Below are 26,980 nucleotides of genomic sequence, written 5' to 3' on the forward strand. Positions count from 1 at the left end.
AAGCGGCCCCGTATGATAAGCCGACGCGCGCAATGGCTTACAGTAGCAGGCATGCCCCATGCCGCCCCCAGATGAGCAGCCCCAAACCCTCTTTTTCCCGCTCGGCCCCGCTCGGCTTGGCTGCTTGGCGCAAACGCTTGGCGGCGGTGCGCCTGCCCTTGGTCAGTCCGCCCGATGTGCTGCAGGCGCTGCAAGACCCCGACCTGCCCAGCCCGCGCCTGCTCGAAGCCCTGAACCGCGACCTGCCGCTGGGGCTTGCGGTGATGCGCGAGGCCCAGCGCGTGCTGCCCAAAGGGCAACGCGTCAGCAACTTGGCGCACGCACTCGGCGTTCTGGGCCTGACCCGCCTTTACAAATTGATCGATACCTTGGGCCAGCAGCGGCTGGACCCGGAGCAAGCGGGCCATCTGCACCTGGCCGAGGCGCTGCAAACCAGCCGCTTGGCCGGGCATCTGGCGCTGCAATTCACCCAGATCGAGGCTGGCAACGACGGCTTGGCGCGCATGGGCGCGGTGCAGGCCCAAAACGTGGCCGAATGGCTGCTGCCGGTGGCCGCGCCCGCTTTGGTCGAAGAAATGGCGCAACGGGTGCAAGACAACGAGCGCCCGGCGCGGGTCGAGCAGGAACTGCTGGGCTGCACCCTGCAGCAGCTCAGCGCCGCCGTGGCGGTGGACATCGGCCTGTTTGAGGCCGACAGCGCCAGCTTGCTGCACGCGCTCGAACCCGCACTGCTGGGCCGCGCCGCCCGGCTGGCTTGGATCGGGACCAACCCACCCGAGATTCCGACCGATCTCGGGCGCTGGCTGTACCGACCCAGCACCCTGCCTTCGCTGCTGCAAATGCTGGCGCACGAGCTGATGCGCGACTGGTACAGCCGCCGCAGCAGCGTGCTGCTCAAAGCCATCGCCACGCACCGCCACCTCAAGCTCGACGAGGTGCTGGCCGCGACCCGGCGCGCCGCCGTGCAAGCCAGCCTAGAGCCGCATCTGTGGGCCCTTTGTGCCGCCCCGGCCACGCGGCTGCTGTGGCCACCCAAGCCACGCCTGCGCCCTGTGCATGCCGCTGCGGCTGGTGCGCCTGAGCCCGCCCAACAACCGGCGCCAGCGGCGCGAGCCGCCACCACCTCGCGCAACCCCTCCGACCCGGTAGCCCCCGCACCCAAGCCACGCCCCAAGCCCGCGCCCGTGCAACCGAGCTCGGTCGAACCCGGCAGCCGCGCCCGCATGCTCATCGACCTGTTCGTCGATGACTGCCGCAGCGGCCGCCATGCCGACCTCAGCACCTTCTTTCGCGCTTTCAAGCTCAGCTTGGCCGACGGGCTGGGTTTGGAGCGCTACGCGCTGTTCTTGAAAATGTCGCAGGGCGAGCAACTGCTGTGCTTTCTGGCGCGCGGTTTTGGCCCCGACATCGAGCCGCGCCGTTACAGCCTGGCGCTCGATGGGCACAACCTGATCGCCAAGGTGTTTGCGCAACCCAATGGATTTTTCATGGCTGAGCGCGCGCGCGTGGCCGGGCTGCGCGCCCTGCTGCCCGAAAAACTGCGGCCCGAATTGCTTGCCAGCGGGGCCCTGTGGGGCGCGGTGCACGTAAACCAGCGCTCGGTCGGGGTGCTATGGGCCGACTGCGGCCCAGAGGGCGGCGACCTAGACGCCGTGCAGTACGCCGGCTTCAAGCTGCTGGTGCGCCACTTTGGCGACGAGCTCACGCGCCTGATGCGCGTGCAAAAGAGCCAGACCGTGTTTGCCGATTCCAGCCGCCTTTAAAGCGGCTCTGCAACACATTGCCGCCCCAAGCCTCACTGCCAGCCAAGCTGAAACGCTTCCTCGGCGCGACCTTGCTCCAGCAAACTCAGCACCTTGGCCTGGTAGGCGGCAATGGGCTGCTCCAAATCCACCACGATTTCGACGCGCCGGTTTTGCGCCCGGTGCTCGGGGGTGGCGTTGTCGAGCACCGGTCGGGTTTCAGCCAAGCCGCTGATGCGCAGCCGCTCCTTTTGCACCGCGCCCTTGGCCAGCAGGGCGTTGGCCACCGACGCCGCGCGCGCCGCCGACAAATCCCAGTTGGAGGCGTAGCGCGCGCTGCGCATGGGGATGTCGTCGGTGTGGCCCTCGATGGCAATCTGGCCCGGCACCTGCGCCAGCGTGTCGCCGATATCGCCCAAAATCTGGGTGAACTCGGCCGAGAGCTGGGATGAACCCGATCCAAAGGAGCCGCGCTCCTCGATGCGGATGATGATGCGGTTTTCTTCCTGCTGCAACTGCAGCTTGCCGGCCTGAATTTCAGCAGCCAGTTGTTGCGCCACCTGGGCCGCCGTGCGCTCGACCTGCTGCTGCGTTTGCTGCTCCACCTGCGCCAGCACCTGCGCGGTGTGGGTTTTGAGGCGCGGATCGTCTTGCTGGGTTTGCTGGCGCACCTCGTCGAGCAGCGTCGGCTCGGGGCGGCCGGGGGAGAAATGGTCAAACACCGGGCTGGTGCCCATGGGGATTTCCATCGCCGGCACCTCGCGCTGCACGCCAAAGGCTTGCTCCAAGGATTCGGCGATCTGCTTGAACTTGGTCGCATCGATCTCGGCAAAGGAAAGCAACAACACAAAAAAGCACATCAGCAGCGACATCAAGTCGGCAAAGGTCATCACCCAAGCCGGCATGCTGCGCTTTTCTTCTTCCGGCTCTTCCATGGCCATGGCTTCAGGCCTCGGCTTTGCGCTGCTTGGGCGGCAGGTAGCTGCTCACGAGCTGCTCGACCACGCGCGGGTTGCTGCCACTTTGGATGGCGGTCACGGCGTCGATCAGCATCGCGTTCATGCGCGCCTCTTCGGTCATGCGCAGATTCAGCTTGTCGGCCAGCGGCAAAAAGACCATGGTGGCCAAAATGGCCCCGTAGAGCGTGGTGAGCAGCGCCACCGCCATGGCTGGGCCGATGGAAGCCGGGTCCTCCATATTGGCCAGCATCTGCACCAGCCCGATCAGGGTGCCGATCATGCCCATGGCCGGGGCCACATCGCCCATGGCAGAAAACACCTTGGCCCCCCAGCGGTGCCGCTCCAGCGTCAGCAAACGCTCTTTTTCCAGCTTGGAGCGCACCACGTCGGGGGCGTGGCCATCGACCATCATCTGGATGCCGGTTTTGAATAGGGCCACCTCGGTGTCGTGGCCGTCGAGCGCCAGAAAGCCCTCTTTGCGCGCGATGCGCGAGACCTCCAAAATCTCTTCGATCAGGGCGTCGGTGGCGGGCAGCTTGAACTTGAAGGCCTTGATGGCCACCTTGAACGCCCCCAAAAACTGCTGCAAGCTGAACTTGGACAGCACCACGAACACGCTGCCGCCGATCACGATCAGGATCGAGGCCGGGTCGAGGAAGCCGCCGGGGTCGGCACCCAGAAAAATGGCGACCATGACGATGGCCATGGCACCGACGAGGCCTATGAGGGTGGCGAGATCCAAGGCGCAAACTCCTGTTGGTGGCCGCAGCGTGAGCCTAGGCCGCAGTTCTTTCTCGATGCGCAAGGCACGGCCGCGCAACAACTGCCCCGAGTATATTGAGCTTCAATGCAGCGCATTTGAAAATCCGACTGCTTTTTCAGTTTGGCGCGCCCGCTTGGGTGCCGCGCCTTGGGCTCAGCTCGCGCTTTTGCGCGTGGCGGGCTTGCGCACGGCGGCGGGTTTAGCCGCTTGATCTGCGGCGATCACCTTGGCTGGCTTGCGCGCAGTGGCTTTGCGCGCTGCAGCGGGCTTGGCTGCAGCCTTTGCGTCAGCCTGCGTTTCAGCTTGGGCCGCAGCCGGTTTTGCTGCGGCTTTGCGTGCTGCGGGTTTGGCCGCCCCCGCCTTGCCCGCGCGCGGCTCGAACTCGAAACCGACCTTGCCCGCCGCCGCGTCCCACACCAAATAGGCTTTGAAGGCGCGCCGGGTTTTGTTCGAGACGAAGCGCTGCAGCAAATCGGTCTTGCCGCTGTGCAGCAGCTTGCCCATCTGCTCGGGCTCGACCACCTGCTGCAAAATAATGGCCCCGCTCTTGAAGTCGCAGCTCGGCTCGGCCTGCACCGAGCTGGGCACGGCGTGGCTGCACACATACTGGCTGCCGTGCGCATAGACCGGGCTGGCGCACTTGGGGCAAGGCCCGAGCGCCGTGGCGGCGCTGAAGTCGGCCAGTTCGCCGCTGGCCTCGGCCTTTTTATCGTCGCCAAAATCGAATTCCAGCTTCCAGTTTTGCTCCTCGGCGCTGAAGGCCAGCGCCAGCTCGGCCACGAAGGGCCAGCCGGCCTTGGAGCGAAAGCCTTGCAAGGGGCCGATGCGCTTGTCGCGCAAAAAGGCTTCGGCTTCGTCGCGTTCGAAGGTGCGCCCGGCGGGCGACTTGCCAAAGGAAAAGCCACAGCCTTGGCCGGCTCCTTCTGCCCCATCGGCCGCTTCGGCCCCGGTGCAGGCGTAGCGGCGGTAGTTTTCGCGCACCACGCCGCCGCAGTTGGGGCAGGGTGTACCCAGCGTGGCGTAGTCGCCCGGCACGCTGTCGCGGTCGTATTCTTTGGCCTGGCGCACCATGCGCTCGGTCAGCTCGGCGATCTGGCGCATGAAGTCGGCGCGGCTCAACTGCCCGCGCTCCATCAGCGCCAGCTTGTGCTCCCACTCACCCGTCAGCTCGGGCTTGCACAGCTCTTGCACCTGCAGGCCGCGCAGCAGCGTCATGAGCTGGAACGCCTTGGCCGTGGGAATGATCTCGCGCCCCTCGCGCAGCAGGTAGTTTTCGCTCAGCAAGCCTTCGATGATGGCGGCGCGCGTGGCGGGCGTGCCCAGCCCCTTGTCGGCCATGGCGCTGCGCAGTTCTTCGTCATCGATCAGCTTGCCCGCGCCTTCCATGGCCCCGAGCAAGGTGGCTTCGTTGTAGCGCGCCGGGGGCCGCGTTTGCAGGGCGCGCACGGCGGCCTCGGAGTTGCGCACGGTTTCGCCCGGCTGCACCGGCACCAGGCGCTGGCCTTTGTCGCCGGCCTGCGCGCCCTCGGTCTCGTCGGCGGCTTCCTTGCCATAGACCGCCATCCAGCCCGGCTTGACCAGCACCTTGCCCTCGGTCTTGAAGGCGTGGCTGGCCGTTGGCAGCTTCACGGTGCTGATGCGGGTGGTGAGCAAAAACTCGGCCGGCGGAAAAAACACCGCCAGAAAACGGCGCGCCACCAGGTCGTAGAGCTTTTGCTCGGCCTCGCTTAAGCCACTGGGGGCTTGCAGGGTGGGAATGATGGCGAAGTGGTCGCTCACCTTGGCGTTGTCGAACACGCGCTTGCTGGGCCGGATATAGCCTTGCTCGATCGCCGTGCGCGCGTGCGGGGCCAGGTGCGCCAGGCCGCTGGCGGCCAGCATGGCCACGGTTTGCTGCACCGTGGGCAGGTAGTCTTCGGGCAGGGCGCGGCTGTCGGTGCGCGGGTAGGTCAGGGCCTTGTGCCGCTCATACAGGCTCTGCGCCAGCGCCAGCGTGGTTTTGGCGCTAAAACCAAAGCGGCCGTTGGCCTCGCGCTGCAAGCTGGTGAGGTCGTACAGCAGGCCGCTGGCCTGGGTGCTGGGTTTGGATTCTTCGCTCACCTGCGCTGGCTGGCCGCGCACTGCGGCGGCGATGGCCTCGGCCGCTGCCGCATTCCAGAGCCGGTCGGCCTTGAGCTCGGCATCGGCCGCCTCGGCGCCGGGTTTTTTGAAGGCCGGGTCGAACCACTTGCCCGCGTAGGCACCCGCTTGGGCCTCGAAAGTGGCGTGGATTTCCCAGTAGTCGCGGCTTTTGAAGGCGCGGATTTTTTCTTCGCGCTCGACCACCACCGCCAGCGTCGGGGTCTGCACCCGGCCCACGGTGGTGAGGAAGAAGCCGCCGTCGCGGCTGTTGAAGGCCGTGAGCGCCCGGGTGCCGTTGATGCCCACCAGCCAGTCGGCCTCGGAGCGGCTGCGCGCGGCGTCGGCCAGCGGGCGCATCTGCGCGTCGCTGCGCAAAGCGCCAAAGCCGTCGCGTATCGCCTGCGGCGTCATGGACTGTAACCAGAGCCGCTGCACCGGCTTGCCCAGCCCCTTGCTGCCACCGGCGTACTGCTCGATCAGGCGAAAGATCAGCTCGCCCTCGCGCCCGGCGTCGCAGGCGTTGATCAGCTCCGCCACGTCTTTGCGTTTGGCCAGCTTGACCACGGCGTTCAGGCGCCCTTTGGATTTTTCGATCGGCCTCAAGTCGAACTGCGGCGGGATCACCGGCAGGTGCGCAAAACTCCACTTGCCGCGCTTGACCTCGTAGGCCTCGGGGGCGGCGATCTCCACCAAATGCCCGACCGCCGAGGTCACGATGTAGCGTTCGCTCTCGTGGTACTCGTCGTGCTTCTCAAACTTGCCCGCCAGCGGCGTCAGGGCGCGCACCAGATCAAGGGCGACCGAAGGTTTTTCGGCGATCACCAGGGTTTTGTTGCTGTTGTTCATGCTCATCGTCTCTACAATCCGCTCCCATGCGCGCACACGCGCCCATGCATGAGTTAACCTTAGCAAAGTTTTGGCCCGTTTCCATGAAATGCGCCCAATCGGCCCCGCCCGATCTGCCCGCACCCCGCCCACTGCACCTTAGCTGCCCATGACCGACGCCCGCCTTTTGGCCGATTTGCATGCCGCCGCCGAATCGGTGTGGCAAGACGTGGTGCCGCTGTGTCCGGGCTTTGCGGTCGAGGTGCTGCCGCGCATCGATTCCACCAACTCCGAACTGATGCGCCGCGCCCGCGACGGCGCGCTGCACCCGCTGCTGCTGGTGGCGGCCGAGCAAAGCGCGGGCCGCGGCCGCCAGGGTCGGCAGTGGATCAGCCAACCCGGGGCCTCGCTCACCTTTTCGCTCGGTTTGCCGCTGCAACCGGCCGATTGGTCGGGGCTGTCGCTGGCGGTGGGCGTGGCCTTGGCCGAGGCCCTGCACCCGCAGGTGCAGCTCAAGTGGCCCAACGACCTGTGCTGGCACGGCCGCAAGCTCGGCGGGGTGCTGGTCGAGACCGCCTCGTTGGGCGCGCAGCGCTACGCGGTGATCGGGGTTGGGATCAACCTGCAGGCCCCGGAGCGGCTGCCCGATGTGGCGCCGGGTGAGGCGATGCAGGCGCTGGCACCTGCGGGCCTGCTGGAACTGGCACCCGATGCGCCCAGGGGTGCGGGCCACTGGCTGCGCCGCGTAGCGGCCCCGCTGCTGCGCCAGCTGCTCGATTTTGAGGCCCAAGGCTTTGCCCCCATGATGGCGCGCTACGCCGCCCGCGATGCCTTGGCCGGGCGCGTGGTGCGTTTATCCGACGGCCGCGAAGGCATGGCCGACGGGGTGCGCGCCGATGGGGCGCTGTGGCTGGCCGCGGCCAGCGGGCGCACGGCGGTGTGGCAAGCCGAAGTGAGTGTGCGCCCGTGCTAAGAACGCTGGCGCTGCTGTTGCTGCTGGCCAACTTGGGGCTGTGGGCCTACACCCAAGGCCATCTGGCCGTGCTGGGGCTGGCCCCCTTCGCGCCGCGCGAACCCGAACGGCTGGCGCAGCAGGTGGCGCCACAGACGCTGCGCGTGCTCAATGCGCCGGTGCCTGCGCCTGCGTCTGCGTTTGCCGAGCCTGCGGCCGCCGCACCGGCCCTGCCGGTGCCGGCCCAAGCAGCTGCCGCCAGGCTCGGGCCGCTGGCAGCCGAGGCCACCCCCGCTGCCGCATCCGCCCCGGCACCACGCCTAGAAACCGAGCCCGCTGCACCCACCCCGGCAGCGGCCCCGGAAGCGCCGCGCCCCGGCCTAGCCACCGCCACCGCGCCCCCCGGCACTGGTCCGGGCCCCGCCACGGCCTGCTGGCAGGCCAGAGGCTTGTCGGGGCCGCAGGCGGCGCTGGTGCGCGCCGCACTCGAGCCCAAGGCCGACCTGCAAGGGCGCTGGAACCTGGCCGAGACCCGGCTGCCGCCACGCTGGCTGGTGTACATTGGGCCCATGGCCAGCGAACGCGCTTTGCAGCAGCGCCGCGCCGAGCTGACCTTGGCCGAGATCGAGCACCGCAGCGTGGCTGCCCCGCTCGCCCCCGGGCTGGCGCTGGGCACCTTCTCCAGCCGCGAACGGGCTGAAGTCGCCTTGGCTCAAGCGCGCCGCGAGGGCGTGCGCGACGCCCGCGTGCTGCAAGAGCGGTCCGAGACCATCAGCCACACGCTGGTGCTCAGCGCCGTCAGCGCGGCGCAGTTGCGCCAGATCGAGGCCATGGCGATTCTGCCGCCGCGTGTGTTGCAAGCCTGTCCATGATGCCCCCCGCCGCCATCCACCCCTCCCACCAGCCTGAAGCGTGGTTCACGCTGATTGCGCTGGCCCTCTTGGCCCTGCTGTGGCTGGCCCTGCTGGCACTGCCACCCATTTTTCCGCCCTCCAGCCTGCCGCTGCAGATCGGCTTGGAAACACTGGGCATCGTGTTTGCGACCTTGATTTTTGCCGTGGCCTGGTCGGCCCCGTCGGCCAGCACCTCGCGCAACGCCTGCATTTTGGCGGGCACTTTTCTTGGCGTGGCTTTGCTGTCCTTTTCACACCTGCTCTCGCTCCCGGGCATGCCGGGCATTGTCACGCCGGGCAGTTTCGAGAAGGCCATCAACTTCTGGCTGGCGGCGCAGTTGCTGGCAGCATCGGGCTTGCTGGCGGCCCTGTGGCTGCCATGGCAGCAGGCCAGCCTGAGCCAGCGCTGGCCCAAGTTGTTGGCCGTGCTGGCGCTGGTGGCCGCCATTCACGCTTGGCTCTTGTGGGCCCCGCACACCGTGCCGCGCACCTACATCGAAGGGGTTGGCCCTACGCCCGTCAAGCAGGCCCTCGAAGCGCTGCTGGTCGGGCTGTACCTGCTGGTGGTGCTGCGCCTAGTCTGGCTTTGGCGCCGGCCCCGCGCCTTCAATGTCGGCGGCCTGCTCGGCGCGGCGGCGGCCATGGCCATGGGCGTGGCGCTGTTTGCCCAATACGCGGGTGCCAATGAGCTGTTTTCAGTGTGCGACCACCTGTTTCACCTCCTGCCTTACCTGTTTCTCTACCGCGCCCTGTTCGTCGAAACCCTGCTGACCCCGCACCAAGCCCTGCAAGCGCGCACCCTCGAACTGGAGCAAGCGCGAGCCAACTTGGAGCGCGAGCACCTGCGGCTGCAAAACGCCCTTGATGCCTCCCAGATCGAGATCTCCGAGCGCAAGCAGGCCCAGGCCGAGCGCGAGGCGCTGACACGCCAGCTGAGCGACTTGGCCGCCAACGTACCGGGGGTGTTGTTCAGCTACCTCCATGGGCCCGATGGCGGCCACCATTGCGACTACCTGAGTCAGCGCGCCGAGGCCGTCTGTGGCGTGGCGCGCGGCCTGCTTCAAGTCGACGTCAGCCACCTGATGGCGCGCCTGCGCACCCGCGACCGGTTGCGCCTGATGCGTGCCATGGCCGAGGCCGAGCTCTTGGGCGGCCCTGTGCACACCACCTTCAGGCTGCCCCACCCCGAGCGGGGCTTGCGCTGGATCGAAATTTCGGCGCAACCGCACCACCAGCCCGGTGGCGGCGTGCTGTGGCACGGCTATGCCCAAGACGTTACACGCGCCCACACCGACCAAGAATGGCTGCGCCTGTCTGACAAGGTGTTCGAGGCCAGCCAGAGCGGCATTTTCGTCACCGACGCGCGCCGCCGCTTGGTCAAGGTCAACCCCGCGTTTACCGAAATCACGGGCTACCCACCCGATGAGGTGCTGGGCCGCTCGCCCAAGTTGCTTGGGTCGGGGCAGCACGACCCGCAGTTTTTTACGCGCATGCTCGACACCCTGGCCCAACACGGGCGCTGGCAAGGCGAGGTCTGGAACCGGCGCCGCTCGGGCGAGCTGTACGCGCAGTGGCTGGCGGCCTCGTGCATCCGCAATGAAAGCAGCGAGATCACGCACTATCTGGCGGTTTTCACCGACATCTCTGGCCTCAAGGCGCATGAACAACAACTGGACCACCTGGCCAACCACGACATGCTCACCGGCTTGCCCAACCGGCGCCTGCTGCGCGACCGGCTGCAGCAGGCCATCGCCTACAGCCAGCGCAACGGCAGCGGTCTGGCGGTGGCCGTGCTGGACCTCGACGGCTTCAAGCCGGTCAATGACGCGCACGGCCACGCGGTGGGCGACAAGCTTCTGGCCGAAGTGGCGCTGCGCCTGCGCGAGGTGGTGCGCGCCGACGAAACGGTGGCGCGTTTGGGCGGCGACGAGTTCGTGCTGCTGTTTAGAGAAAACCACGGTCCGCTGCCGCTGGAACGCGTGCTGCAAACGGTGCAGGAGCCGATTTGGGTCAACGGCTTGAGTCTGCGGGTGGGGGCCAGCGTTGGGTTGTCGCGGCTGCGCGCCGACAACGCCAGCGTCGAGCAACTGCTGCAAGAAGCCGACCAAGCCATGTACCAGGCCAAGAGCGCTGGCCGCAACCGCTGCGTCACGTACAACCCATCCGCCTCGAAGCAGGAGCGCGCCGAGGCCGCCGCCGGTGCCGCCACCCGGGCCCCGGCGCTGCCCCACAACGGGGAGACGCCCCCATGAAGCCCCCTACCGACCCCGTTTTGCCTGCCAGCGCCCTGCTGCTGGCCGCTGGCCGCGGCGAGCGCATGCGCCCGCTCACCGACCGCACCCCCAAACCGCTGCTGGCGCTGCACGGCCAGCCGCTGATCGCTTGGCACCTGGACGCACTGGCGCGCGCCGGCGTGCGCCACGCACTCATCAACACCGCCTGGCTGGGCGAGCAGTTGCCCGAGCGCCTGGGGTCGAGCTGGCCGGTGGATGCCGCCAGCGCCTCTGCCACGCCCTTGGCCCTGAGCTACTCGCACGAAGGGCGCGACTTTGGCGGCGCACTCGAAACCGCTGGCGGCATTGCGCGCGCCCTGCCCGCGCTGGCCGAGTGCTTTTGGGCTGTGGCTGCCGACGCCTATGTGCCCGGCTTCGCCTTCGACCCCGCCGCCTTGCAGCGCTTTGCCGCCAGCGGCCTGCTGGCGCACCTGTGGCTGGTGCCGAACCCGGCGCAGCACCCGGGCGGTGATTTCGGCCTAGACCTCAACCCCGGCCCCAGCCACCAAGGCTGCACACTGGCGCTCAACCTGCCCCCCACCCACCCCGGACCGCGTTACACCTTCAGCGGCTTGGCGCTGTACCGGCGCGAGTTGTTTGCCCCGCCCTGGCTGGACATTGCCCCCGGCAACCCACAGGGCATCCGCGCCGCGCTGGCGCCGCTGCTGCGCCACGCGATGGACAATCAAATGGTAAGCGCCGAGCTCTACCCCGGCCCTTGGGCCGACGTCGGCACCCCGGAGCGCTTGGCTGCGCTCGAAGCACGAATCCCCCTATGAACGCCCCAGACCCCATTGCCGCCTCTGCCCCTGTCGCCCCCACCCCGGCCTGCGCCCCCATGGCCCACGCCGAGGTCTATGCCGCGCGCCGCGCCCGGCTGGCGGCGCAACTGGGCCCGGGCGGCATCGCCCTTGTTCCCACCGCGCCCGAGCGCAAGCGCAACCGCGACAACGAATACCCGTACCGCTTCGACAGCTACTTCTACTACCTCACCGGCTTCACCGAACCCAATGCCTGGCTGCTGCTCGACGATCAGGGCCACAGCACCCTGTTTTGCCAGCCCAAAGACTTGCAACGCGAAATCTGGGACGGCATCCGCCTCGGCCCCGCAGCGGCCCCGAGCGCGCTCGGCGTCACGGCCGCCTACCCGATCGAGGAGCTGGACGCCCGCCTGCCCGCGCTGCTGGAAAACCGCGCCAGCCTGAGCTACCCCTTCGCCATCCACGCCGGACTGGAGGGCCGCATCGACGGCTGGCTGCAAAAGGTGCGCGCCCGCACCCGCTACGGTGCCCTGTGCCCCGACACCCAGCGCGACCTGTGCGCCCTGCTCGACGACATGCGCCTGTTCAAAGACGCGCACGAGCTGGGCCTGATGCGCCGCGCCGCGCAGATCAGCGCCGGGGCGCATGTGCGCGCCATGCAGCGCTGCGCCCACTGGTTGCGCGGCGGGCGCGAGCTGCGCGAGTACCACCTAGAGGCCGAGCTGCTGCACGAGTTTCGCCGCCACGGCGCCCAAAGCCCGGCCTACGGCAGCATCGTTGCCGCCGGCTCCAACGCCTGCGTGCTGCACTACCGCGCCGACGCCGCCCCGGTGCGCAGCGGCGAGCTGGTGCTGATCGACGCCGGCTGCGAGCTCGACGGCTACGCCAGCGACATCACCCGCACCTTCCCCGCCAACGGCCGCTTCAGCGGGCCGCAGCGCGACGCCTACCAACTGGTGCTGGCGGCGCAACAGGCCGCCGTGGCCGCCACCCGGCCCGGCCAGCGCTTCACCGACCCGCACCAAGCCAGCGTGCGCGTGCTGGCGCAAGGCATGCTCGATTTGGGCCTGCTCGATGCCGCCAAAGTGGGTACGCTCGACGACGTGATCGAGCAGCGCCACTACTTTCGCTTCTACATGCACCGCACCGGCCACTGGCTCGGGCTCGACGTGCACGACGTGGGCCGCTATGTGGAACCGAGCGAAATCGGGCAGGCCAGCGAGCGCACCGACCCGCTCAGCGGCGAAACCATCAAAGACCGGCCCAGCCGCATCCTGCGCCCCGGCATGGTGCTCACGCTGGAGCCGGGCCTGTACGTGCGCCCCGCCGACGACGTGCCCGAGGCATTCTGGAACCTCGGCATCCGCATCGAAGACGACGCTGTGCTCACCCCCGAAGGCTGCGAACTGATCTCGCGCGCGGTGCCCGTAGAGCCCGATGAAATCGAGGCGCTGATGCGCGGTTGAGGCGCGCAGCAGGCGCCGCAGCGCCAGCCCTTGGGCGCAGCCAAGTGCAGCAGCTACACTGGGCACCTCGACCCGCAAAGGCCCCGCTCCATGACCACACCCCGCCCCACCGAAGCCACCGCGCCCGCCCAAACCGCCGCAGCCGATGCGCCGCCCGATCAATCCGAGCAATCCGCCCTGATCGAATCGGACCCGGCTGAACAAGCCAAGCCGCCGGCCGCCGCAACCCACCTGAGCCCACAAGAGCTCGACGAGCTCGAAGACATCCTGCTCGGCCTGAGCCAGCGCGGCGTCGAGGCGCCTTCATGGGAATTTTTGGAGGGTTTCATGGCCGGGCTGCTGTGCTGCCGCCGCACCATCGAAGCCGAGGAATACTTCGCCGCCGTGTTGGCCGACCCGGACAACGGGCGCTTTGGGCCGCATCTGTTCCCAAGCCCGGAGCAGCACCAGCGCTTCATGCAACTGTGGCAGCGCCGCTGGCAGCAGGTGCAAACCGCGCTCGACGCCCCGGTCGATGCGCTAGACGACGAGCGCGCCTACGCCCCCGAGCTGTTCGATCTGCGCGCCCTGCTGTGGTCGCTCAGCGCAGACGACCGCGCCAAGATGCTGGCCGAAATGGCTGCCGAAGCGGCGGCCGAAGAGGGCGTCGATGCCGACGGCATGCCACACGTGCCCGCCTTCGCCCAGTTGTGGGCCATCGGCTTCATGGCCGTGGTTGAGACCTGGCCCGAAGAATGGCAGCCGCCGCGCGACCGCGAACTCGCCCAGTGGCTGGAGGAAGCGCTGGACAGCATCGAAGCCCTCACCGACGACGACCTCGATCCGCCCAGCCTGAGCACCCAGTCCGACGACGACGCGCCCAGCGTCAGCCCACAGCGCTTGGACGCCTACGGCGAAGCGCTGTGGGCCGCCTACGACCTGCGCGAAATCGCGCGCACGCTAGGCCCGCGCGTGCCGCCGTTGCGCAAAGCCGAACAACCCGGCCGCAACGACCCCTGCCACTGCGGCAGCGGCAAAAAATTCAAGAAGTGCCACGGGGCCTGAGCCAGCCAGCAGTGCCCGGCGAGTACCCGTAGGCGGGGCGCTGTGGCCGGCGGGTGTGGGCCGATTTCTGGCCGCGCCAGCGGACGGCATGAGGCCCGCGCCCGCCGGCCGCAGAGCCCCGCCGCAGCCGCAGCTCAAGCATCCCCAGGCAACAACTGCCGCAACAGCCCCTGCAACGCGTGCCGCACCGCCGCCTCCCGCACGGCGTCGCGATCGCCCTCGAAGCGCTGCGTCTGGCTCGTCACCCCGGCCGGCGTGGCCCAGCCAAAGCACACCGTGCCCACCGGCTTGCTGGCGCTGCCGCCCAGCGGCCCGGCCACGCCGCTCACCGCCACGCTCACCTGCGCCAGCGAGTGCCACAGCGCCCCCTCGGCCAAGGCGCGCACCACCGGTTCGCTCACGGCCCCGTGCTGCGCGATCAAGGCCCCGCTCACCCCCAGATGCGCGCTCTTGGCCGCATTCGAATAGCAGACGAAGCCGCATTCAAACCACTCACTTGAACCGCTCAGGCCGGTGCAGGTGGCGGCGATCAGGCCGCCGGTGCAGCTCTCGGCGCTGGCCATGCGCCAGCTGCGCGCGCGCAGCGCAGCCGCCAGTTGCTGGCACAGATCGAGCAGTTGCGGCTCCAGCGTGTTCATGTGCTGCCACTCACAAATCAGAACAAAAACCGCCACAAGGCAAACAGCAACAGCACACAAAAAGCCGCCACCAGATCGTCGAACATCACCCCCCAAGCCCCGCGCCAGCCCTGGCCCTTGAACACGCGGTCGGCCCATGCCACCGGCCCGGGCTTGGCGGCGTCAAAGTAGCGAAACAGCGCAAACGCCAGCAACTGCCCCAACCAGCCCGCCGGGGCGATCAGCCACAGCACCAGCCAGAAGGCGACGATCTCGTCGATCACGATGAAGCCCGGGTCGCTGGCGCCGCTGTGGCGCAGCGTGATCGCCGTGGCCCACCAGCCAAGCAACAGCGTGACGGCAATGATCAGCCCCCACACCCAAGCGGAGGGCTGCCACAACAGGCTGACCCACACAAACACCGCCCAAGCCCACAAGGTGCCGATGGTGCCGGGCGCGCGCGGGCTCAGGCCGGCCCCAAAACCCAGCGCCAGCGTGTGCGCCGGATGCGCCAGCAGGAAGCGCAGCCCCGGTTGGCGCGCGGCTTTGGGTGCCGAGGCCGAGGCCGATGTCGATTCCGGGCTCACGCAAACCAGCCCTCAAAGCCCCCCACCGGCTCGAAGCGGCGGCCCACCACGCGCAGCCGCGTCGGGCCGGGCAGCAGGCGCTCGGGCTGTGCGTGACAGGGGTCACCGGGGTAGCACAGGCCGCGCAGCGCGCCTTCGGCAAAGGGCATGGGCTCGATGCACGGGGCGCGCCGCCCCAGTGCCTGCTGCCACGCTGACGCCGCGCTCTCAAAACGCGCCAGCTCGGCCAGCGCCATCAGTTGCGGCGCGATCAGCTCCAGCTCCTGCGCCCAGTGGCGCTGCAGGGCCGCGCGCGGGCTCAACCAGAGCGCCTCCACCGCCTCGCGCTGGTCCGGCACGGCCTGCTGCCCTGGTGGCAGCAGGGCCAGAAAAAAACGGGTGTCAAAGCGCGCCGTCCCCACCACCGGGTTGCGTGGCGTGATCCAGCGCGACCACGGGCGCAAGGCCGCCGTCTGCGCCCGCACCCCGTGCTGGCGCAGCGCCTCGGGCCACACCTGGCCTTGCTGCAGGCTGTGGTGCAAAGCGGCCGCTGCCCCCCCCGCAGGTGCCGCCAGCAGCACCCCGGCTTCCTCGTACAGCTCGCGCAAAGCCGCTAGGTGCAGCCCGCGCGCCTGCTCCGGCGGGGTGCTGGGTTCGTTGAGGCGCAGCGCAAAATCGAGCTCGGGCTGGTCCAGCGCCGGGGCCCAGGCGGGGTCGCAATCGGCCGCATCGAGCTTGCCGCCCGGAAACACATAGACCCCGCCCAGCACCTCGGTGCCAGGATGGCGGCGCAACAGCAGCACCTCCAGCCCAGCGCTGCCGTCGCGCAGCAGCAGCACCGAGGCCGAGGCACGCGGCGGCCGCTCGGCCTCACCTCTGGCGCCAGTGGGGCGGGTTGCGCTCGGTTCGGTCTTGGGGGGATTGGCTGGCTGATTCATGGCGCGATTGTGGCACCGTCAGCGGCAAAGGAGACTCTGGGCTGGATGCCTACGCTGTGGCTCACCCTGTGCGGCCAGTCTCATGCAAAGTGATCAAAGCCCGCCAGCTCCACCCCTGGCGGCAGGGTGTAGGGCCGCCCCTGGGCATCCACCAGGCGGCACGGCGGCCCCGCATCGGCCATGGCCACGATGCGCCCGATGCGGCTCAAAGCCACCCCCGCCTCCTGCCCGGCGCGCTCGACGGCAGCCCGTGCCGCCACCGGGGCCGTGAACAAGAGCTCGTAGTCGTCGCCGCCGGCCAGCAGACAGGTGAGCGCCAGCGCAGGCTCCAGCAGCGCCAGCGCGCGCAGCTCTGGCCCCACGGCGGCGCTGGCCAGCAGAGCCGGCACATCCATCTGTGCCGCCACGCCCGAGGCGCGCAGCACATGCCCAAGGTCGGCCAGCAGGCCGTCGCTCAAGTCGATCGCCGCATGCGCCTGCCCGCGCAAAGCCAGCCCGAGCGCCACCCGAGGTTGGGGCCACTCCAGCCGCTGGCGGCAGCGCTGCAGCGCCGCGGCGGGCAGCGGCCAGCGCCCGCGCAGAGCCTCCAGCGCCAGCCGCGCCTGGCCCAAGTGGCCGCTCACGTACAGCTCGTCGCCGGGCTGGGCGGCGCTGCGGCGCAGCGCCTGCTCGGGCGGCAGTTCGCCAAACACCGTCAGGCACAGGTTGAGCGGCCCGGCGCAGGTGTCGCCCCCCACCAGCGCGCAGCCGTGCGCGTCGGCCAGCTCCAGCAGGCCGGTGGCGAATTCCTGCACCCACGCTTCATCGATCTGCGGCAGCGCCAGCGCCAGCGTAAAGGCCAGCGGCCGCGCACCCATGGCGGCCAGATCGCTCAGGTTCACCGCCAGCGCCTTGTGGCCGAGCGCGCGCGGCGCCACGTCGGGGAAGAAATGCCGCCCCTGCACCAGCATGTCGGTCGAAACCGCCAGCACCTGCCCCGGTGCCGGTTGCAGCAGCGCGCAGTCGTCGCCATTGCCTAGGCGCACTCCGGCACGCGCCCCGGCTTGTGCCAAGGGGTGCTGGAAATATCGCCGAATCAGATCGAATTCGCCCACGGCCATACACCGCGCTCAGTGCAGCGAAGAGCGGCCTGCTTCCCCATCGGCGCGCAGCACGAAGGCCGCCACCGGGGCCTCGAAGCGCTGCCCATCGACGGCGACGCAGAAAAAATGCCCGCTCATCAGCCCCATCGGGGTGCGCAGCGGCACGCTGCTGCTGTAGCGAAACGACTGCCCCGGCTGCAACAGGGGTTGGTGCCCGACCACGCCCAGCCCATCGACCTGCTGCGTCTGGCCGCGCGCGTCTTCGATCTCCCAGTGCCGCGCCACCAGTTGCGCCGCCACCTCGCCGCTGTTGCGGATGGTGATGGTGTAGGCAAACAGGTACAGCGGCGCCTGCGGGTCGGACTGCTCCGGCACATACTGCGGCTCGGCTTCGCAAGTGAATTGGTAACGTGACATGGGCCACATTGTGAAGCACTTGGCGCCGCGCTGCGCACCCTGTTCGTGGCAACCCTGCCAAGGCTGGGCACACGAGCGCCGATCTGAAGGCAGACTGAAGGAAATCTAAAGGAAATCTCAAGGCTTTGGGATCGCCTTTGGCGTGCCATCGGTACACAATCGCCCCATGCCGCTGTCGCACTGGCAGCCCGCCCTTTGGTTCCACCACCCCTCAGAGCCCCAGCCCCATGCCCCACTACCGCATTGCCCCCTCCATCCTCTCGGCCGACTTTGCCTGCCTCGGGCAGGAGGTGCGCGAGGTCATCGCCGCCGGTGCCGACTGGATCCACTTCGACGTGATGGACAACCACTACGTGCCCAACCTCACCTTTGGGCCGATGGTCTGCCAGGCGCTCAAGCCGCACGCCAAAAAACCCGACGGCACGCCGGTGCCGATCGACGTGCACCTGATGGTGCAGCCGGTCGATGCGCTGGCCGGGGCCTTTATCGACGCCGGGGCCAATCTGGTGAGTTTTCACCCCGAGGCCAGCGCGCACGTGCACCGCAGCATCCAGGCCATCAAGGCGCGCGGCTGCCAGGCCGGGCTGGTGTTCAACCCCGCCACCCCGCTCGACGTGCTGGACTGGGTGATCGACGAGCTGGACCTGATCCTGATCATGAGCGTCAACCCTGGCTTTGGCGGCCAAGGCTTCATCGACTCGGCGCTGCGCAAGGTCGAGCAGGCGCGCAAACGCATCGAAGCCAGCGGGCGCGACATCCGGCTCGAAGTCGATGGCGGGATCAAGGTCGGCAACATCCGCCGCGTCTCCGCCGCCGGGGCCGACACCTTCGTGGCCGGCAGCGCGATTTTTGGCCAGCCCAACTACGCCGCCGTGATCGCGCAGATGCGCGCCGAACTGGCGGCCGGGGCTTGAACCGAGCGCATGCAGCGCGGTACCGGCGCAACGCACCACCCTTAAGGGTAAACCCCGTCATAACTGATAACCGCGCTTGGCGCAACGCGACTATGATTAAATAATATCTTTTATCGTCCCACTTGGGCGCCTGCCTCATGACTGCATCCTCCCACTTTCACCCCCTGATCCGCCCCGGTGTCTGGCTGATGCAGCGCCTGCCCATGGGCTTCAAGCTGTTGGCGCTGGCCGCCGTGGTGCTGCTGCCGCTCTCGCTGGCGGCGGTGTGGATTGTCCACAACCTCTGGAGCGATCGCGCCGGGGTGCAGGGCCAGCTCAGCGGCTTGCAGGTGCAGCAGCAGGTCGTGGCCGTGGCGGCCCCGCTGCTGGAGCACCAAGGCCAGGTGCACGGCTTGCTGGCCGGGCGCGCCGATGCCGCCCCAGCGCTGGAGGCCGCGCGCACGCAATTGCGCCCCGCCATCGCCGCGCTCGACGCCGCCATCGCCGCCACAGCGCAGCCCGATCTGAGCCCCAAATGGCAGCCGCTGCGCGACGAACTGCTTTTGCTGCTAAACACCGCCCCAGCCAGCCACAGTGCCGCCGATTGGTACGCGCGGCAGTCGGGCCTGCTGCTGCGGCTGCAGCGCTTGGCGCTGCTCAACGGCGAAACCTCGACTCTGCTGCTCGACCCCGACCGCACCCTGTTCTACCTCGTCGATGCGCTGGTGCAGCGCCAGCTGCCCTTGCTGCAAGCCAGCGCACACCTGCGCAACGAGGGCACCGTGCTGCTGCTGCAAGCCCAAGGCGGCGGCATCAGCCCCGAGCTGATCACCCAAGCGCTGCGGCTGGGCGGCCACACGGACGTGGTCGATGAGCAGCTGCGCCAGATGCAAGAGCGCATCGAGGCCTTGGTGCGCATTGGTGCCGCCGCTCCAGCGGTTTGGCCGCAAGTGCAGGCCAGCAGCCAGCAGTACGCAGCGGCGGTGCGCGACGGCATCGGGGCGGGCGTGCTGGCCTCTGAGGCGCAAGCGCATTTCCAACAAGGCAGCCAGGTGCTGACACGGCAACTGGAGTTAAACCAACAACTGGTCGCACAGGCTCAGAAACTGCTGGCCCAGCAGCACAGCCGCCTGCAGTGGCTTTTGCTCGGCGTCGGCTTGGGGGCGCTGCTGGTGCTGCTGGCGCTGGTCTATGGCATGGTCGCGCTCTACCATGCCACGCTCGATGGCCTGCGCCAGCTCGGCAGCGTGTTCAAAAATGCCACCGCTGGCGACTTGACCGGCGAGGTGCAGATTGCCGGTCAAGACGAAGTGGCGCAGATGGCGCAGCAGTTTAGGCTCATGCTCAACACCTTGTCGGCGATCGTTGCCGATGTGCGCAGCGTGGCCGCCGTGCTCACCCACATGGGCGGACAACTGGTGCAAGACAGCCAGCTTTTGTCTGAGCGCACGCAGTCGCAGGCCGCCAGCCTGGAGCAAGCCAGCGCCAACATCCGCGAAGCCGCCGAGACCGTGACGCGCAACAGCGAGGGCGTGCTCGAAGTCAGCCGCGTCAGCGCCGGGCTGCACCGCCAGACCGAACACGCCAGCGGCCTGATGCAGCAGACCATGAGCGGCATGGGCACGCTGCAAAGCACCTCCAAGCGCATGAACGAGATCATCGGCGTGATCGACAGCATCGCTTTTCAGACCAACATCTTGGCGCTCAATGCGGCGGTGGAGGCGGCGCGCGCGGGCGAGGCCGGGCGCGGTTTTGCGGTGGTGGCCTCCGAGGTGCGTTCGCTGGCCCAACGCAGCCAATCGGCCGCCGGGGAGGTGCGCCAGTTGATCGCCGAATCCACCAGCCGGGTTAAAAACTCGGTCGATGAAATCAGCGCCGTCAACGCCGTGATGGAGCAACTGGTGCAAGGCATCCGCGACATCACGCAGCGCATCGACGCCATGGCGGTGGCCAGCAACCAGCAAAGCGCCGCCCTCAAGGAAGTCTCGCAAGCCATGTCGCAGCTCGACGGCGTGACCTACGACAACGCCGCCATGGTCGAGCGCAGCGCCCGCCACACCCACGAGCTGCTGGCCCACACGGCCGATCTCGACGCCGCCGTGCACCATCTGCGCCTCAAGCAGGGCACGGCCGACGTGGCGCGCCAGCTCACCGAGCAGGCGCTGGCGCATCTGCGCAAGGTTGGCTATGAGCGCGCCAGCGAAGATTTTTACAAGCAAAACGGGCCCTTCATCGACCGCGACCTCTACATCTTCGTGCTCGATCGAAAAGGGGTGTACCGCGTCATGGGGGCCAACCGCGCCAAGACCGGCAGCCGCGTGCAAGACGCGCCCGGCATCGATGCCGAACAGTTCATGCACGATGTGTGGGAACAGGCCGACAGCGGCGGCGGCTGGCTTGAATACAATATCGTCAATCCCTTGACCGGCGACGTGCGCGGCAAGGCCTCTTTTGTGCTGCCGATCAACGACGACTTGTTGATCGGTTGCGGCGCCTACCGCAGCGCCCTCAAAACCAGCTAACCGTCGCTCCATTCTTTGTCCATCAACGAAACCGCTTCGCCGCACCTGATGACGGCTGGCGAACGCCGCGCCAGCGCGTCCTTGGCCGCCATTTTTGCGCTGCGCATGCTGGGCCTGTTTTTGGTGCTGCCGGTGTTTGCGCTGGAGGCGGCGCGCTACCCCGGCGGTGACGATCCGCTGCGGGTCGGCTTGGCGCTGGGCATTTATGGCCTCACGCAAGCGCTGCTGCAAATCCCGCTCGGCATGGCCTCCGACCGCTGGGGCCGCAAGCGCATCATCCAGGGCGGGCTGCTGCTGTTCGCCGTCGGCAGCTTGGTGGCCGCTTGGGCCCCGACGCTGGAATGGCTCACCGTGGGCCGCGCCCTGCAAGGCGCGGGGGCGATCTCGGCCGCCGTCACCGCCTTTTTGGCCGATGTCACGCGCGACGAGGTGCGCACCAAGGCCATGGCCATGGTGGGCATCAGCATCGCCCTGACCTTCGCGCTCTCGCTGGCCACGGCGCCGCTGCTGGTGACGGTGATTGGGCTGCATGGGCTGTTTGGGCTCACCGCCGCCTTGGCGCTGCTGGGCATGGCGGTGGTGGCTTGGGTGGTGCCACCGGAGCCGCTGCGCCTGCGCCCACCCAAGCGCGCCAGCTTGCGCTCGGTCTTGTTGGATGTGCGCTTGGCGCGGCTGAACCTGGGCGTGTTCGTGCTGCATGCGGTGCAACTGGCCTGCTGGGTGGCGCTGCCGGCCCTGTTGCTGCAAGCGGGCCTGGCGGCGCATCTGCATGGCTGGGTGTATTTGGTGGCGGTGCTGGCGGCCTTTGTGGTCATGGGCGCGCTGCTGTTCCGGCTCGAGCGGCGCGGGTTTTTGCGTGCCGTGTTTTTGTGCGCCATCGGCCTGATCGTGCTGGCTCAGCTCGGCCTGTGGTGGGCCAGCGCCGGCGCTGCGCCGACTTGGCTGTGGTTGTTGCTGTGTCTGTTCGTTTTCTTTCTGGGCTTCAACACGCTCGAAGCCAGCCAGCCCAGTCTGGTCTCAAAAATGGCCAGCGCAGAGCAACGCGGCGCCGCGCTGGGGGTCTACAACACCCTGCAATCGCTCGGCTTTTTTACCGGCGGGGCGCTCGGCGGGGCGGTGTTGGCGCTGTGGGGGCCGGGTGGCCTGTTTCTGGCGTGCGCCGCCTTGGGCCTGCTGTGGCTGCTGGTGGCTTGGCGCATGCCGGCGCTGCCTGCCGCGCCTCCCGTGCACAAGCGCTCTGCCGCGCCCTGACCGGGGCGCGTGGGCTCAACAAATGCGCGGCAACTGCTCGCCGCTGAGCCAATCCACCACGCGGCGCCCGCCAAATCGGGTCTGCATTTGCACGAAATGCTGCGCATCGGCGGCCACGGTGCCAATCTGACAGGCTTGGCCGCCCAGCGGGTGCGCGCGCATCGCCGCCAGCACCGTTGCGGCGGCCTCGGGGGCGCAAATCGCCACCAGCTTGCCCTCGTTGGCCACATAGAGCGGGTCCAGTCCGAGCAACTCGCAAGCCGCATCGACTTGCGGCTGCACCGGGATCGCCGCCTCTTGCAGCAGCATGCCCACGCCCGACTGGCGCGCGATTTCGTTGAGCGTGGTGGCCAGCCCGCCGCGGGTGGGGTCGCGCAGCACCCGCACCGCACCCGGGGCCGCTGCCAGCATGGCCGCCACCAGGGTGTGCAAGGCGGCGCTGTCGCTCTGGATGGTGGTGGCAAAGGCCAGCGATTCGCGTTTTGAGAGCACCGCCACGCCGTGCTCGCCGATCGAGCCCGACAGCAGCACCGCATCGCCGGGGCGGGCGTTGCGGCCGCTGACATCGACCCCCGCTGCCTGCCACCCCACGCCCGTGGTGGCGATGAACACCCCGTCGCCTTTGCCGCGCTCGACCACCTTGGTGTCGCCGCAGACCACCGGCACCCCGGCCGCGCGCGCCGCTGCGCCCATCGAGCGCACGATGCGCTGCAAATCGGCCAGCGGGTAGCCCTCTTCGAGGATGAAGCAGGCGCTCAGGTAGAGCGGCTGCGCGCCCAGCATGGCCACGTCGTTGACGGTGCCGTGCACCGCCAGGCTGCCCAAATCGCCACCCGGAAAGAAGATGGGAGAGACCACGTGGCCGTCGCAGGCCATGACCAAGCGGCCGGCGGTCGATCCCGGGCCCGGCAGCGGCAGGCTGGCGCCGTCGTCGCCTTGGCGCAGAAAGGGGTTGTCGAGTTCGGCCAGAAACAGCTCGTCGATCAACTGCGCGGCCGCCTTGCCGCCGGCCCCATGTCCCATGTCGATGCGGCCGCGCTTGATGTCGAGTGGGCGCAGATAGGCTTTGCGCGCCTGCCCTTCGGTGGGTGCTGCCGCCACGGGGCCGCTCATGCCAGCGCCCCCTCGGTTTGCGGCGCCGCTGCGTTGGCCACGATCGGGATGTCGCGAAAGCGGCCGTAGGTGTAATGCGCGGCACAAGCGCCCTCGCTCGAGACCATGCAGGAGCCAATCGGGTTTTCGGGGGTGCACACGGTGCCAAAGATTTTGCATTCGCGTGGCTCTTTGACACCCCGCAAAATGGCCCCGCACTCGCAGGCCTTGTTGTCGGCCACGCTGCGGTAGTGCAGGCCAAAGCGGTGTTCGGCGTCGAACGCACGGTAAGCGGGGCGTATCTGCAAAGCCGAATGGGCCAAGCTGCCCAAACCGCGCCATTCGAACGCGTCGCGCAGCTCAAACACCTGATCCATCAGGGCCTGGGCGCGCAGGTTGCCGGTGGGGTTGACAGCGCGGGTGAACTCGTTTTCCACCTCGGCCCGTCCCTCGTTGACCTGGCGCACCAGCATCAAAATGGCTTGCAACACGTCCAGCGGCTCAAAGCCGGCGATCACCACTGGCTTGCGGTACTCGCGGGCGAAGCGGGCGTAGGGCTCGGAGCCAATCACGATGCTGACATGGGCCGGGCCCACGAAGCCCTCGATTTCGGCGGTGGTCCGCTCGGCTGCGCTGGCACCGTCTAGGATGGCGCGAATGGCCGGTGGCGTGAGCACGTGGTTGCACATGACGCTGAAGTTGCGCACGCCTTGGCGCGCAGCGGCGTCGATCACCAGGGCGGTGGGCGGGGTGGTGGTCTCAAAGCCGATGGCAAAAAACACCACCTCGCGCTCGGGGTGCTGGCGCGCCAGCTCGAGCGCATCGGCGGGCGAATAGACCATGCGGATGTCGGCCCCGCGCGCCTTGGCCCGGGTCAAGGAGTCGCCCTCTGAGGCCGGCACGCGCAAGGTGTCGCCGTAGGTGCACAGGATGACGCGCTGGCTCAGCGCCAGATCGATGGCCATGTCGAGGCGGCCGATGGGCAGCACACAGACCGGGCAGCCAGGGCCGTGGATCAGGCGCAGATTGGGTGGCAACAGGTCGATCACGCCGTAGCGAGAAATGGCGTGGGTGTGGCCGCCGCAAAACTCCATGAAGCGGTAGGCGTGCCCGGGGTCGGCCTCGGCGGCGATGCGCGCGGCGATCTGGCGCGCCAGTGCGCCGTCGCGGAATTCGTCGATGTGCTTCATGGGGTGCAGTCGTCGAGCTGCGGCACGGCCCGCAAAGATGGCACGGGGCTCTGCGGTCGTGGCGGCTCCTGCGCCTGGAGACGCTCGATCTCGGCAAAAATGTCGAGCGTGCGCTGCGCCTCCTCGGCGTCGAGCAGGCCGATGGCGTGGCCGACGTGGACGATCACGTAGTCGCCCACCACCGCCTCGGGCACCAGCGCCAGCGAAATCGATTTGCGGATGCCGCCGAGTTCGATCAGGCCCTGTTCGTGCTCCAGGCGTTGCAGCAGCAGGGCCGGTATGGCTAGACACATGGTTCGTTCTCCTTCGTTGTTTCGAGACGCTGCACTTGGGCCGCAGTTGCGGCAGCGTGTTCTTGCGCCGCCACCCAGGCCTGGCCCAGCGCCAGACCGGCGTCGCCGCAGCCGTGTTCGGTTTGCAGCCAGACCTGCAAACCCGCTTCCTGCAGCCGTTCACTGAGCCGCTGGCGCAAGATGGCGTTGTAGAAGCAGCCGCCCGCCAGCGCCACGCCGCGCACCGGCCGCTGGCGCCGGGCTTGCAGCACCCAGTCGGCTAGGCCATCGGCCAGGCGCAGGTGAAAAGCGGCGGCGAGGGCGTCGGTGGCGGCAGCCGTGGTCGGAGCGGCTTGGTGGAGCGCCAGCCAGAGCGGGCGCAAGTCCAGCCGCCCCTGAGCGTCGGGCAGCGGGGTGGGCAGATCGGGTAGCGCCATGCCGCCGTCCAAGGCCCGCTGCGCCGCCTGCTCCAGCGCCACAGCGGCCTGGGCTTCGTCGTCTTGTTGGAGGCACAGCCCGAGTGCGGCGGCGGCGGCGTCGAACCAGCGCCCGGCGCTGCTGCTGGGCGGGCAGTTGAGCTGGCGCGCCAGCATCTGCTGCAGCAGCGCCGCTTGGGGTGCGCCCACCGCCGCGCCCCAGCGCGCGGCGATCTGCTCGCCATGGCCGCAGGCGTGCAAGGCGCTGGCGGCCATGCGCCAAGGCTGGCGCGCGGCGCGGTCGCCGCCGGGCAGCGCCAGCGGCTGCAAATGCCCGAGGCGCTGCCAGTGCGGGCCGTGCAGCCACAGCAGCTCGCCGCCCCAGGCGCTGGCGTCGTCGCCTAATCCGAAACCGTCCAGCGCCAGCCCCAGCACCGGTTCATCGAGCCCGTGCGCCGCCAGCACGGCCCCGATGTGGGCGCGGTGGTGCTGCACCGCCACGGCCGGCAGGCCGAGCTCGTCGGCCAATTCCAGCGCCAGCTGGCTGCTGTAAAAATCCGGGTGCAAATCGTGCGCCAGCGCCGCCACCGGCGCCCCGGCCAGGTGCGCGCGCTCGATCAATTCCAAGGCCGACTGGCGCAGCGCCGCACAGGCCGCCGGGTCGCTCAGGTCGCCGTGCGCGGCCGACCACTGCACTTGGCTGCCTTGGCACAGGCAGGCGCGGTTTTTCAGCCACGCCCCCAGCGCCAGCACGGTGGGGACGGTGCGGTGGCAGGGCGCGGCGGGCTGCGGGCTCATGGGATTTGGATCAGGCCACCGCCCCGGTGCGCAGCCGCGCCAGTTCGGCTTCGAGCATGGTCACCCGGTCGCGCAGCGCCTGTTCGGCTGCCGAGGGGCTGGCCGCAGCGTGTGCGTGCCCATGCTCGCCATGATCGTGCTCGTGCCCCAGCGCGTGCTCTATCCAGTGCAGCCAGTCTTCCATGCCCTGCCCGGTGCTGGCCGAGAGTTGCACAATTTCGATGCCCGGATTGACGCGCCGCGCCAGCTCGATGCAGCGCTCCACGTTGAAGGCCACATGCGGCAGCAGGTCGATCTTGTTGAGGATCATCAGTTGCGCGGCGGCAAACATATCGGGGTACTTGAGCGGCTTGTCCTCGCCTTCGGTGACGGACAAAATCGCCACCTTGGCGCGCTCGCCCAAGTCCCACATGGCCGGACAGACCAGGTTGCCGACGTTTTCGATGAACAGCAGGCTGGGGCTGTGGCTGTGCGCCGCGTGGTCGTGATCGTGGCTGTGCGGGTGGTCGTGGTCGTGGTCGTGCGGGTGGTCGTGCGGGTGCTCGTGCGGCTGCGCATGGCTGTGCAGTTGCGCAAACGCCGCCGCCACCATCGGGGCGTCGAGGTGGCAGCCTTTGCCGGTGTTGATCTGGATCGCCGGGGCGCCGGTGGCGCGGATGCGCTCGGCGTCGAAGCTGGTCTGCTGGTCGCCCTCGATCACCGACACCGGCAGCGCCGGGTGGCGTTGGCGCAGCGCGTCGATGGTGGCGCACAGCAAGGTGGTCTTGCCCGACCCGGGGCTGGAGACCAGGTTGAGCGCCAGCACCCCGTGCGCCGCGAAATGGGCCCGGTTCTGCTCTGCGATGCGCTGGTTGGCCCCCAGAATGTCTTGTTCGAGCTTGATGGCGCGCGCTTGGCTCATGCCCGGCACCGACACCTTGGCCGCCCCCGCGCCGTAGTGCAAATCGCCGCTGTGCGGGTCGATCTGCGGGCCTTCAGGCGAGGCGCTGCCGGAACTGGCGGCACCGGAACGGGCCGGCTCGGGGCCGGCAAGCCGGCTGCTTTGGCTGCATCCGCATACGACGCACATGGTTCAAATCTCCTAGGGTTGGGGCGGCTGGGTGGCCCGCGCCGGGTTCAAGTCCGGG

23 protein-coding genes are annotated in these 26,980 nt (G+C 68.7%); 10 read left to right on the plus strand and 13 right to left on the minus strand.

The window, feature by feature from the left end; all coding sequences use genetic code 11:
- The first annotated feature begins 71 nt into the window (after window positions 1-71).
- Complete coding sequence (locus SRAA_RS10295) at window positions 72-1,763, plus strand: HDOD domain-containing protein (RefSeq protein WP_045532549.1); 1,692 nt, start codon at window positions 72-74, stop codon at window positions 1,761-1,763.
- A gap of 32 nt (window positions 1,764-1,795) precedes the next feature.
- Here the strand turns inward: SRAA_RS10295 and tssL are convergent, their stop codons facing one another.
- From tssL to SRAA_RS10310, 3 genes are all read right to left on the minus strand, one after another.
- Complete coding sequence (gene tssL, locus SRAA_RS10300; protein WP_045533711.1) at window positions 1,796-2,677, minus strand: type VI secretion system protein TssL, long form; 882 nt, start codon at window positions 2,675-2,677, stop codon at window positions 1,796-1,798.
- Between the two features lie 10 nt (window positions 2,678-2,687).
- Window positions 2,688-3,443 (minus strand): flagellar motor protein PomA, encoded by a 756-nt coding sequence (gene pomA / locus SRAA_RS10305; protein ID WP_045532550.1) that lies wholly within the window; start codon window positions 3,441-3,443, stop codon window positions 2,688-2,690.
- A gap of 174 nt (window positions 3,444-3,617) precedes the next feature.
- Complete coding sequence (locus tag SRAA_RS10310; RefSeq protein WP_082040029.1) at window positions 3,618-6,431, minus strand: DNA topoisomerase III; 2,814 nt, start codon at window positions 6,429-6,431, stop codon at window positions 3,618-3,620.
- Window positions 6,432-6,579: 148 nt separating this feature from the next.
- On the opposite strand from SRAA_RS10310, the gene SRAA_RS10315 reads away from it, so the two are divergent.
- The 6 genes from SRAA_RS10315 to SRAA_RS10340 all read left to right on the plus strand — a co-directional run bounded on the left by SRAA_RS10315 (window position 6,580) and on the right by SRAA_RS10340 (window position 13,799).
- Window positions 6,580-7,383, plus strand: a complete 804-nt coding sequence (locus SRAA_RS10315; protein WP_045532551.1) for a biotin--[acetyl-CoA-carboxylase] ligase — start codon at window positions 6,580-6,582, stop codon at window positions 7,381-7,383.
- Window positions 7,377-8,234: a hypothetical protein gene (locus SRAA_RS10320; RefSeq protein WP_144318751.1), complete on the plus strand. Its 858-nt coding sequence runs from the start codon at window positions 7,377-7,379 to the stop codon at window positions 8,232-8,234. Before SRAA_RS10315 ends, SRAA_RS10320 begins: the two co-directional genes overlap by 7 nt.
- On the plus strand, window positions 8,231-10,507 hold the full coding sequence (locus SRAA_RS12085; RefSeq protein ID WP_052467557.1) for an MASE3 domain-containing protein: 2,277 nt from the start codon (window positions 8,231-8,233) through the stop codon (window positions 10,505-10,507). Before SRAA_RS10320 ends, SRAA_RS12085 begins: the two co-directional genes overlap by 4 nt.
- Complete coding sequence (locus SRAA_RS10330) at window positions 10,504-11,307, plus strand: nucleotidyltransferase family protein (RefSeq protein WP_045532555.1); 804 nt, start codon at window positions 10,504-10,506, stop codon at window positions 11,305-11,307. The genes SRAA_RS12085 and SRAA_RS10330 overlap by 4 nt, the downstream gene beginning before the upstream one ends.
- Before the next feature lie 59 nt (window positions 11,308-11,366).
- On the plus strand, window positions 11,367-12,755 hold the full coding sequence (locus SRAA_RS10335; protein ID WP_045533717.1) for an aminopeptidase P N-terminal domain-containing protein: 1,389 nt from the start codon (window positions 11,367-11,369) through the stop codon (window positions 12,753-12,755).
- Window positions 12,756-12,845: 90 nt separating this feature from the next.
- On the plus strand, window positions 12,846-13,799 hold the full coding sequence (locus SRAA_RS10340; RefSeq protein ID WP_052467558.1) for a YecA/YgfB family protein: 954 nt from the start codon (window positions 12,846-12,848) through the stop codon (window positions 13,797-13,799).
- A 134-nt stretch (window positions 13,800-13,933) separates the two neighbouring features.
- Here the strand turns inward: SRAA_RS10340 and SRAA_RS10345 are convergent, their stop codons facing one another.
- The 5 genes from SRAA_RS10345 to apaG all read right to left on the minus strand — a co-directional run bounded on the left by SRAA_RS10345 (window position 13,934) and on the right by apaG (window position 17,419).
- Window positions 13,934-14,437: a CinA family protein gene (locus tag SRAA_RS10345; RefSeq protein WP_045532557.1), complete on the minus strand. Its 504-nt coding sequence runs from the start codon at window positions 14,435-14,437 to the stop codon at window positions 13,934-13,936.
- Window positions 14,438-14,454: 17 nt separating this feature from the next.
- A complete protein-coding gene (locus SRAA_RS10350) occupies window positions 14,455-15,012 on the minus strand; it encodes a phosphatidylglycerophosphatase A family protein (protein ID WP_420834932.1) in 558 nt (185 codons plus the stop codon).
- Complete coding sequence (locus SRAA_RS10355; protein ID WP_082040031.1) at window positions 15,000-15,920, minus strand: NUDIX hydrolase; 921 nt, start codon at window positions 15,918-15,920, stop codon at window positions 15,000-15,002. The genes SRAA_RS10350 and SRAA_RS10355 overlap by 13 nt, the downstream gene beginning before the upstream one ends.
- Window positions 15,921-16,000: 80 nt before the next feature.
- Window positions 16,001-17,014, minus strand: a complete 1,014-nt coding sequence (gene thiL / locus SRAA_RS10360; RefSeq protein ID WP_045533725.1) for a thiamine-phosphate kinase — start codon at window positions 17,012-17,014, stop codon at window positions 16,001-16,003.
- 15 nt (window positions 17,015-17,029) lie between these two features.
- Window positions 17,030-17,419, minus strand: coding sequence for a Co2+/Mg2+ efflux protein ApaG (apaG, locus tag SRAA_RS10365; RefSeq protein ID WP_045533727.1), 390 nt, complete (start codon window positions 17,417-17,419; stop codon window positions 17,030-17,032).
- Between the two features lie 227 nt (window positions 17,420-17,646).
- Between apaG and rpe the strand changes: the two genes are divergently transcribed.
- The 3 genes from rpe to SRAA_RS10380 all read left to right on the plus strand — a co-directional run bounded on the left by rpe (window position 17,647) and on the right by SRAA_RS10380 (window position 22,085).
- The gene (gene rpe, locus SRAA_RS10370; protein ID WP_045532559.1) at window positions 17,647-18,333 is read left to right on the plus strand and encodes a ribulose-phosphate 3-epimerase; all 687 of its coding nucleotides are present in this window, start codon (window positions 17,647-17,649) and stop codon (window positions 18,331-18,333) included.
- 137 nt (window positions 18,334-18,470) lie between these two features.
- On the plus strand, window positions 18,471-20,834 hold the full coding sequence (locus SRAA_RS12895; protein WP_144318752.1) for a methyl-accepting chemotaxis protein: 2,364 nt from the start codon (window positions 18,471-18,473) through the stop codon (window positions 20,832-20,834).
- A gap of 48 nt (window positions 20,835-20,882) precedes the next feature.
- Window positions 20,883-22,085: an MFS transporter gene (locus SRAA_RS10380; protein WP_045533731.1), complete on the plus strand. Its 1,203-nt coding sequence runs from the start codon at window positions 20,883-20,885 to the stop codon at window positions 22,083-22,085.
- A gap of 15 nt (window positions 22,086-22,100) precedes the next feature.
- On the opposite strand, the gene hypE is transcribed toward SRAA_RS10380, so the two are convergent.
- The 5 genes from hypE to hypB are packed head-to-tail and all read right to left on the minus strand — an operon-like array spanning window position 22,101 to window position 26,922.
- Window positions 22,101-23,198, minus strand: a complete 1,098-nt coding sequence (gene hypE, locus SRAA_RS10385) for a hydrogenase expression/formation protein HypE (RefSeq protein WP_045532561.1) — start codon at window positions 23,196-23,198, stop codon at window positions 22,101-22,103.
- A complete protein-coding gene (gene hypD / locus SRAA_RS10390) occupies window positions 23,195-24,367 on the minus strand; it encodes a hydrogenase formation protein HypD (RefSeq protein WP_045532562.1) in 1,173 nt (390 codons plus the stop codon). The genes hypE and hypD overlap by 4 nt, the downstream gene beginning before the upstream one ends.
- Window positions 24,364-24,660, minus strand: coding sequence for a HypC/HybG/HupF family hydrogenase formation chaperone (locus SRAA_RS10395; RefSeq protein ID WP_082040032.1), 297 nt, complete (start codon window positions 24,658-24,660; stop codon window positions 24,364-24,366). Before SRAA_RS10395 ends, hypD begins: the two co-directional genes overlap by 4 nt.
- The gene (locus SRAA_RS10400; protein WP_045532563.1) at window positions 24,651-25,853 is read right to left on the minus strand and encodes a Kae1-like domain-containing protein; all 1,203 of its coding nucleotides are present in this window, start codon (window positions 25,851-25,853) and stop codon (window positions 24,651-24,653) included. The genes SRAA_RS10395 and SRAA_RS10400 overlap by 10 nt, the downstream gene beginning before the upstream one ends.
- A 10-nt stretch (window positions 25,854-25,863) precedes the next feature.
- Window positions 25,864-26,922, minus strand: a complete 1,059-nt coding sequence (gene hypB, locus SRAA_RS10405) for a hydrogenase nickel incorporation protein HypB (RefSeq protein ID WP_045532565.1) — start codon at window positions 26,920-26,922, stop codon at window positions 25,864-25,866.
- Window positions 26,923-26,980 lie beyond the last annotated feature (58 nt).

Source organism: Serpentinimonas raichei, assembly GCF_000828895.1.
Classification (GTDB): Bacteria; Pseudomonadota; Gammaproteobacteria; order Burkholderiales; family Burkholderiaceae_C; genus Serpentinimonas; species Serpentinimonas raichei.

Coding starts and splice junctions, on each gene's coding strand:
- SRAA_RS10310 (WP_082040029.1), bottom strand. CDS start 6,431: ATGAACAACAGCAACAAAACCCTGGTGATCGCCGAAAAACCTTCGGTC.
- SRAA_RS10315 (WP_045532551.1), top strand. CDS start 6,580: ATGACCGACGCCCGCCTTTTGGCCGATTTGCATGCCGCCGCCGAATCG.
- hypD (WP_045532562.1), bottom strand. CDS start 24,367: ATGAAGCACATCGACGAATTCCGCGACGGCGCACTGGCGCGCCAGATC.
- SRAA_RS12085 (WP_052467557.1), top strand. CDS start 8,231: ATGATGCCCCCCGCCGCCATCCACCCCTCCCACCAGCCTGAAGCGTGG.
- SRAA_RS10330 (WP_045532555.1), top strand. CDS start 10,504: ATGAAGCCCCCTACCGACCCCGTTTTGCCTGCCAGCGCCCTGCTGCTG.
- tssL (WP_045533711.1), bottom strand. CDS start 2,677: ATGGAAGAGCCGGAAGAAGAAAAGCGCAGCATGCCGGCTTGGGTGATG.
- SRAA_RS10295 (WP_045532549.1), top strand. CDS start 72: ATGAGCAGCCCCAAACCCTCTTTTTCCCGCTCGGCCCCGCTCGGCTTG.
- SRAA_RS10400 (WP_045532563.1), bottom strand. CDS start 25,853: ATGAGCCCGCAGCCCGCCGCGCCCTGCCACCGCACCGTCCCCACCGTG.
- SRAA_RS10345 (WP_045532557.1), bottom strand. CDS start 14,437: ATGAACACGCTGGAGCCGCAACTGCTCGATCTGTGCCAGCAACTGGCG.
- SRAA_RS10340 (WP_052467558.1), top strand. CDS start 12,846: ATGACCACACCCCGCCCCACCGAAGCCACCGCGCCCGCCCAAACCGCC.
- hypE (WP_045532561.1), bottom strand. CDS start 23,198: ATGAGCGGCCCCGTGGCGGCAGCACCCACCGAAGGGCAGGCGCGCAAA.
- SRAA_RS10355 (WP_082040031.1), bottom strand. CDS start 15,920: ATGAATCAGCCAGCCAATCCCCCCAAGACCGAACCGAGCGCAACCCGC.
- apaG (WP_045533727.1), bottom strand. CDS start 17,419: ATGTCACGTTACCAATTCACTTGCGAAGCCGAGCCGCAGTATGTGCCG.
- rpe (WP_045532559.1), top strand. CDS start 17,647: ATGCCCCACTACCGCATTGCCCCCTCCATCCTCTCGGCCGACTTTGCC.
- SRAA_RS12895 (WP_144318752.1), top strand. CDS start 18,471: ATGACTGCATCCTCCCACTTTCACCCCCTGATCCGCCCCGGTGTCTGG.
- SRAA_RS10380 (WP_045533731.1), top strand. CDS start 20,883: ATGACGGCTGGCGAACGCCGCGCCAGCGCGTCCTTGGCCGCCATTTTT.
- SRAA_RS10395 (WP_082040032.1), bottom strand. CDS start 24,660: ATGTGTCTAGCCATACCGGCCCTGCTGCTGCAACGCCTGGAGCACGAA.
- hypB (WP_045532565.1), bottom strand. CDS start 26,922: ATGTGCGTCGTATGCGGATGCAGCCAAAGCAGCCGGCTTGCCGGCCCC.
- SRAA_RS10335 (WP_045533717.1), top strand. CDS start 11,367: ATGGCCCACGCCGAGGTCTATGCCGCGCGCCGCGCCCGGCTGGCGGCG.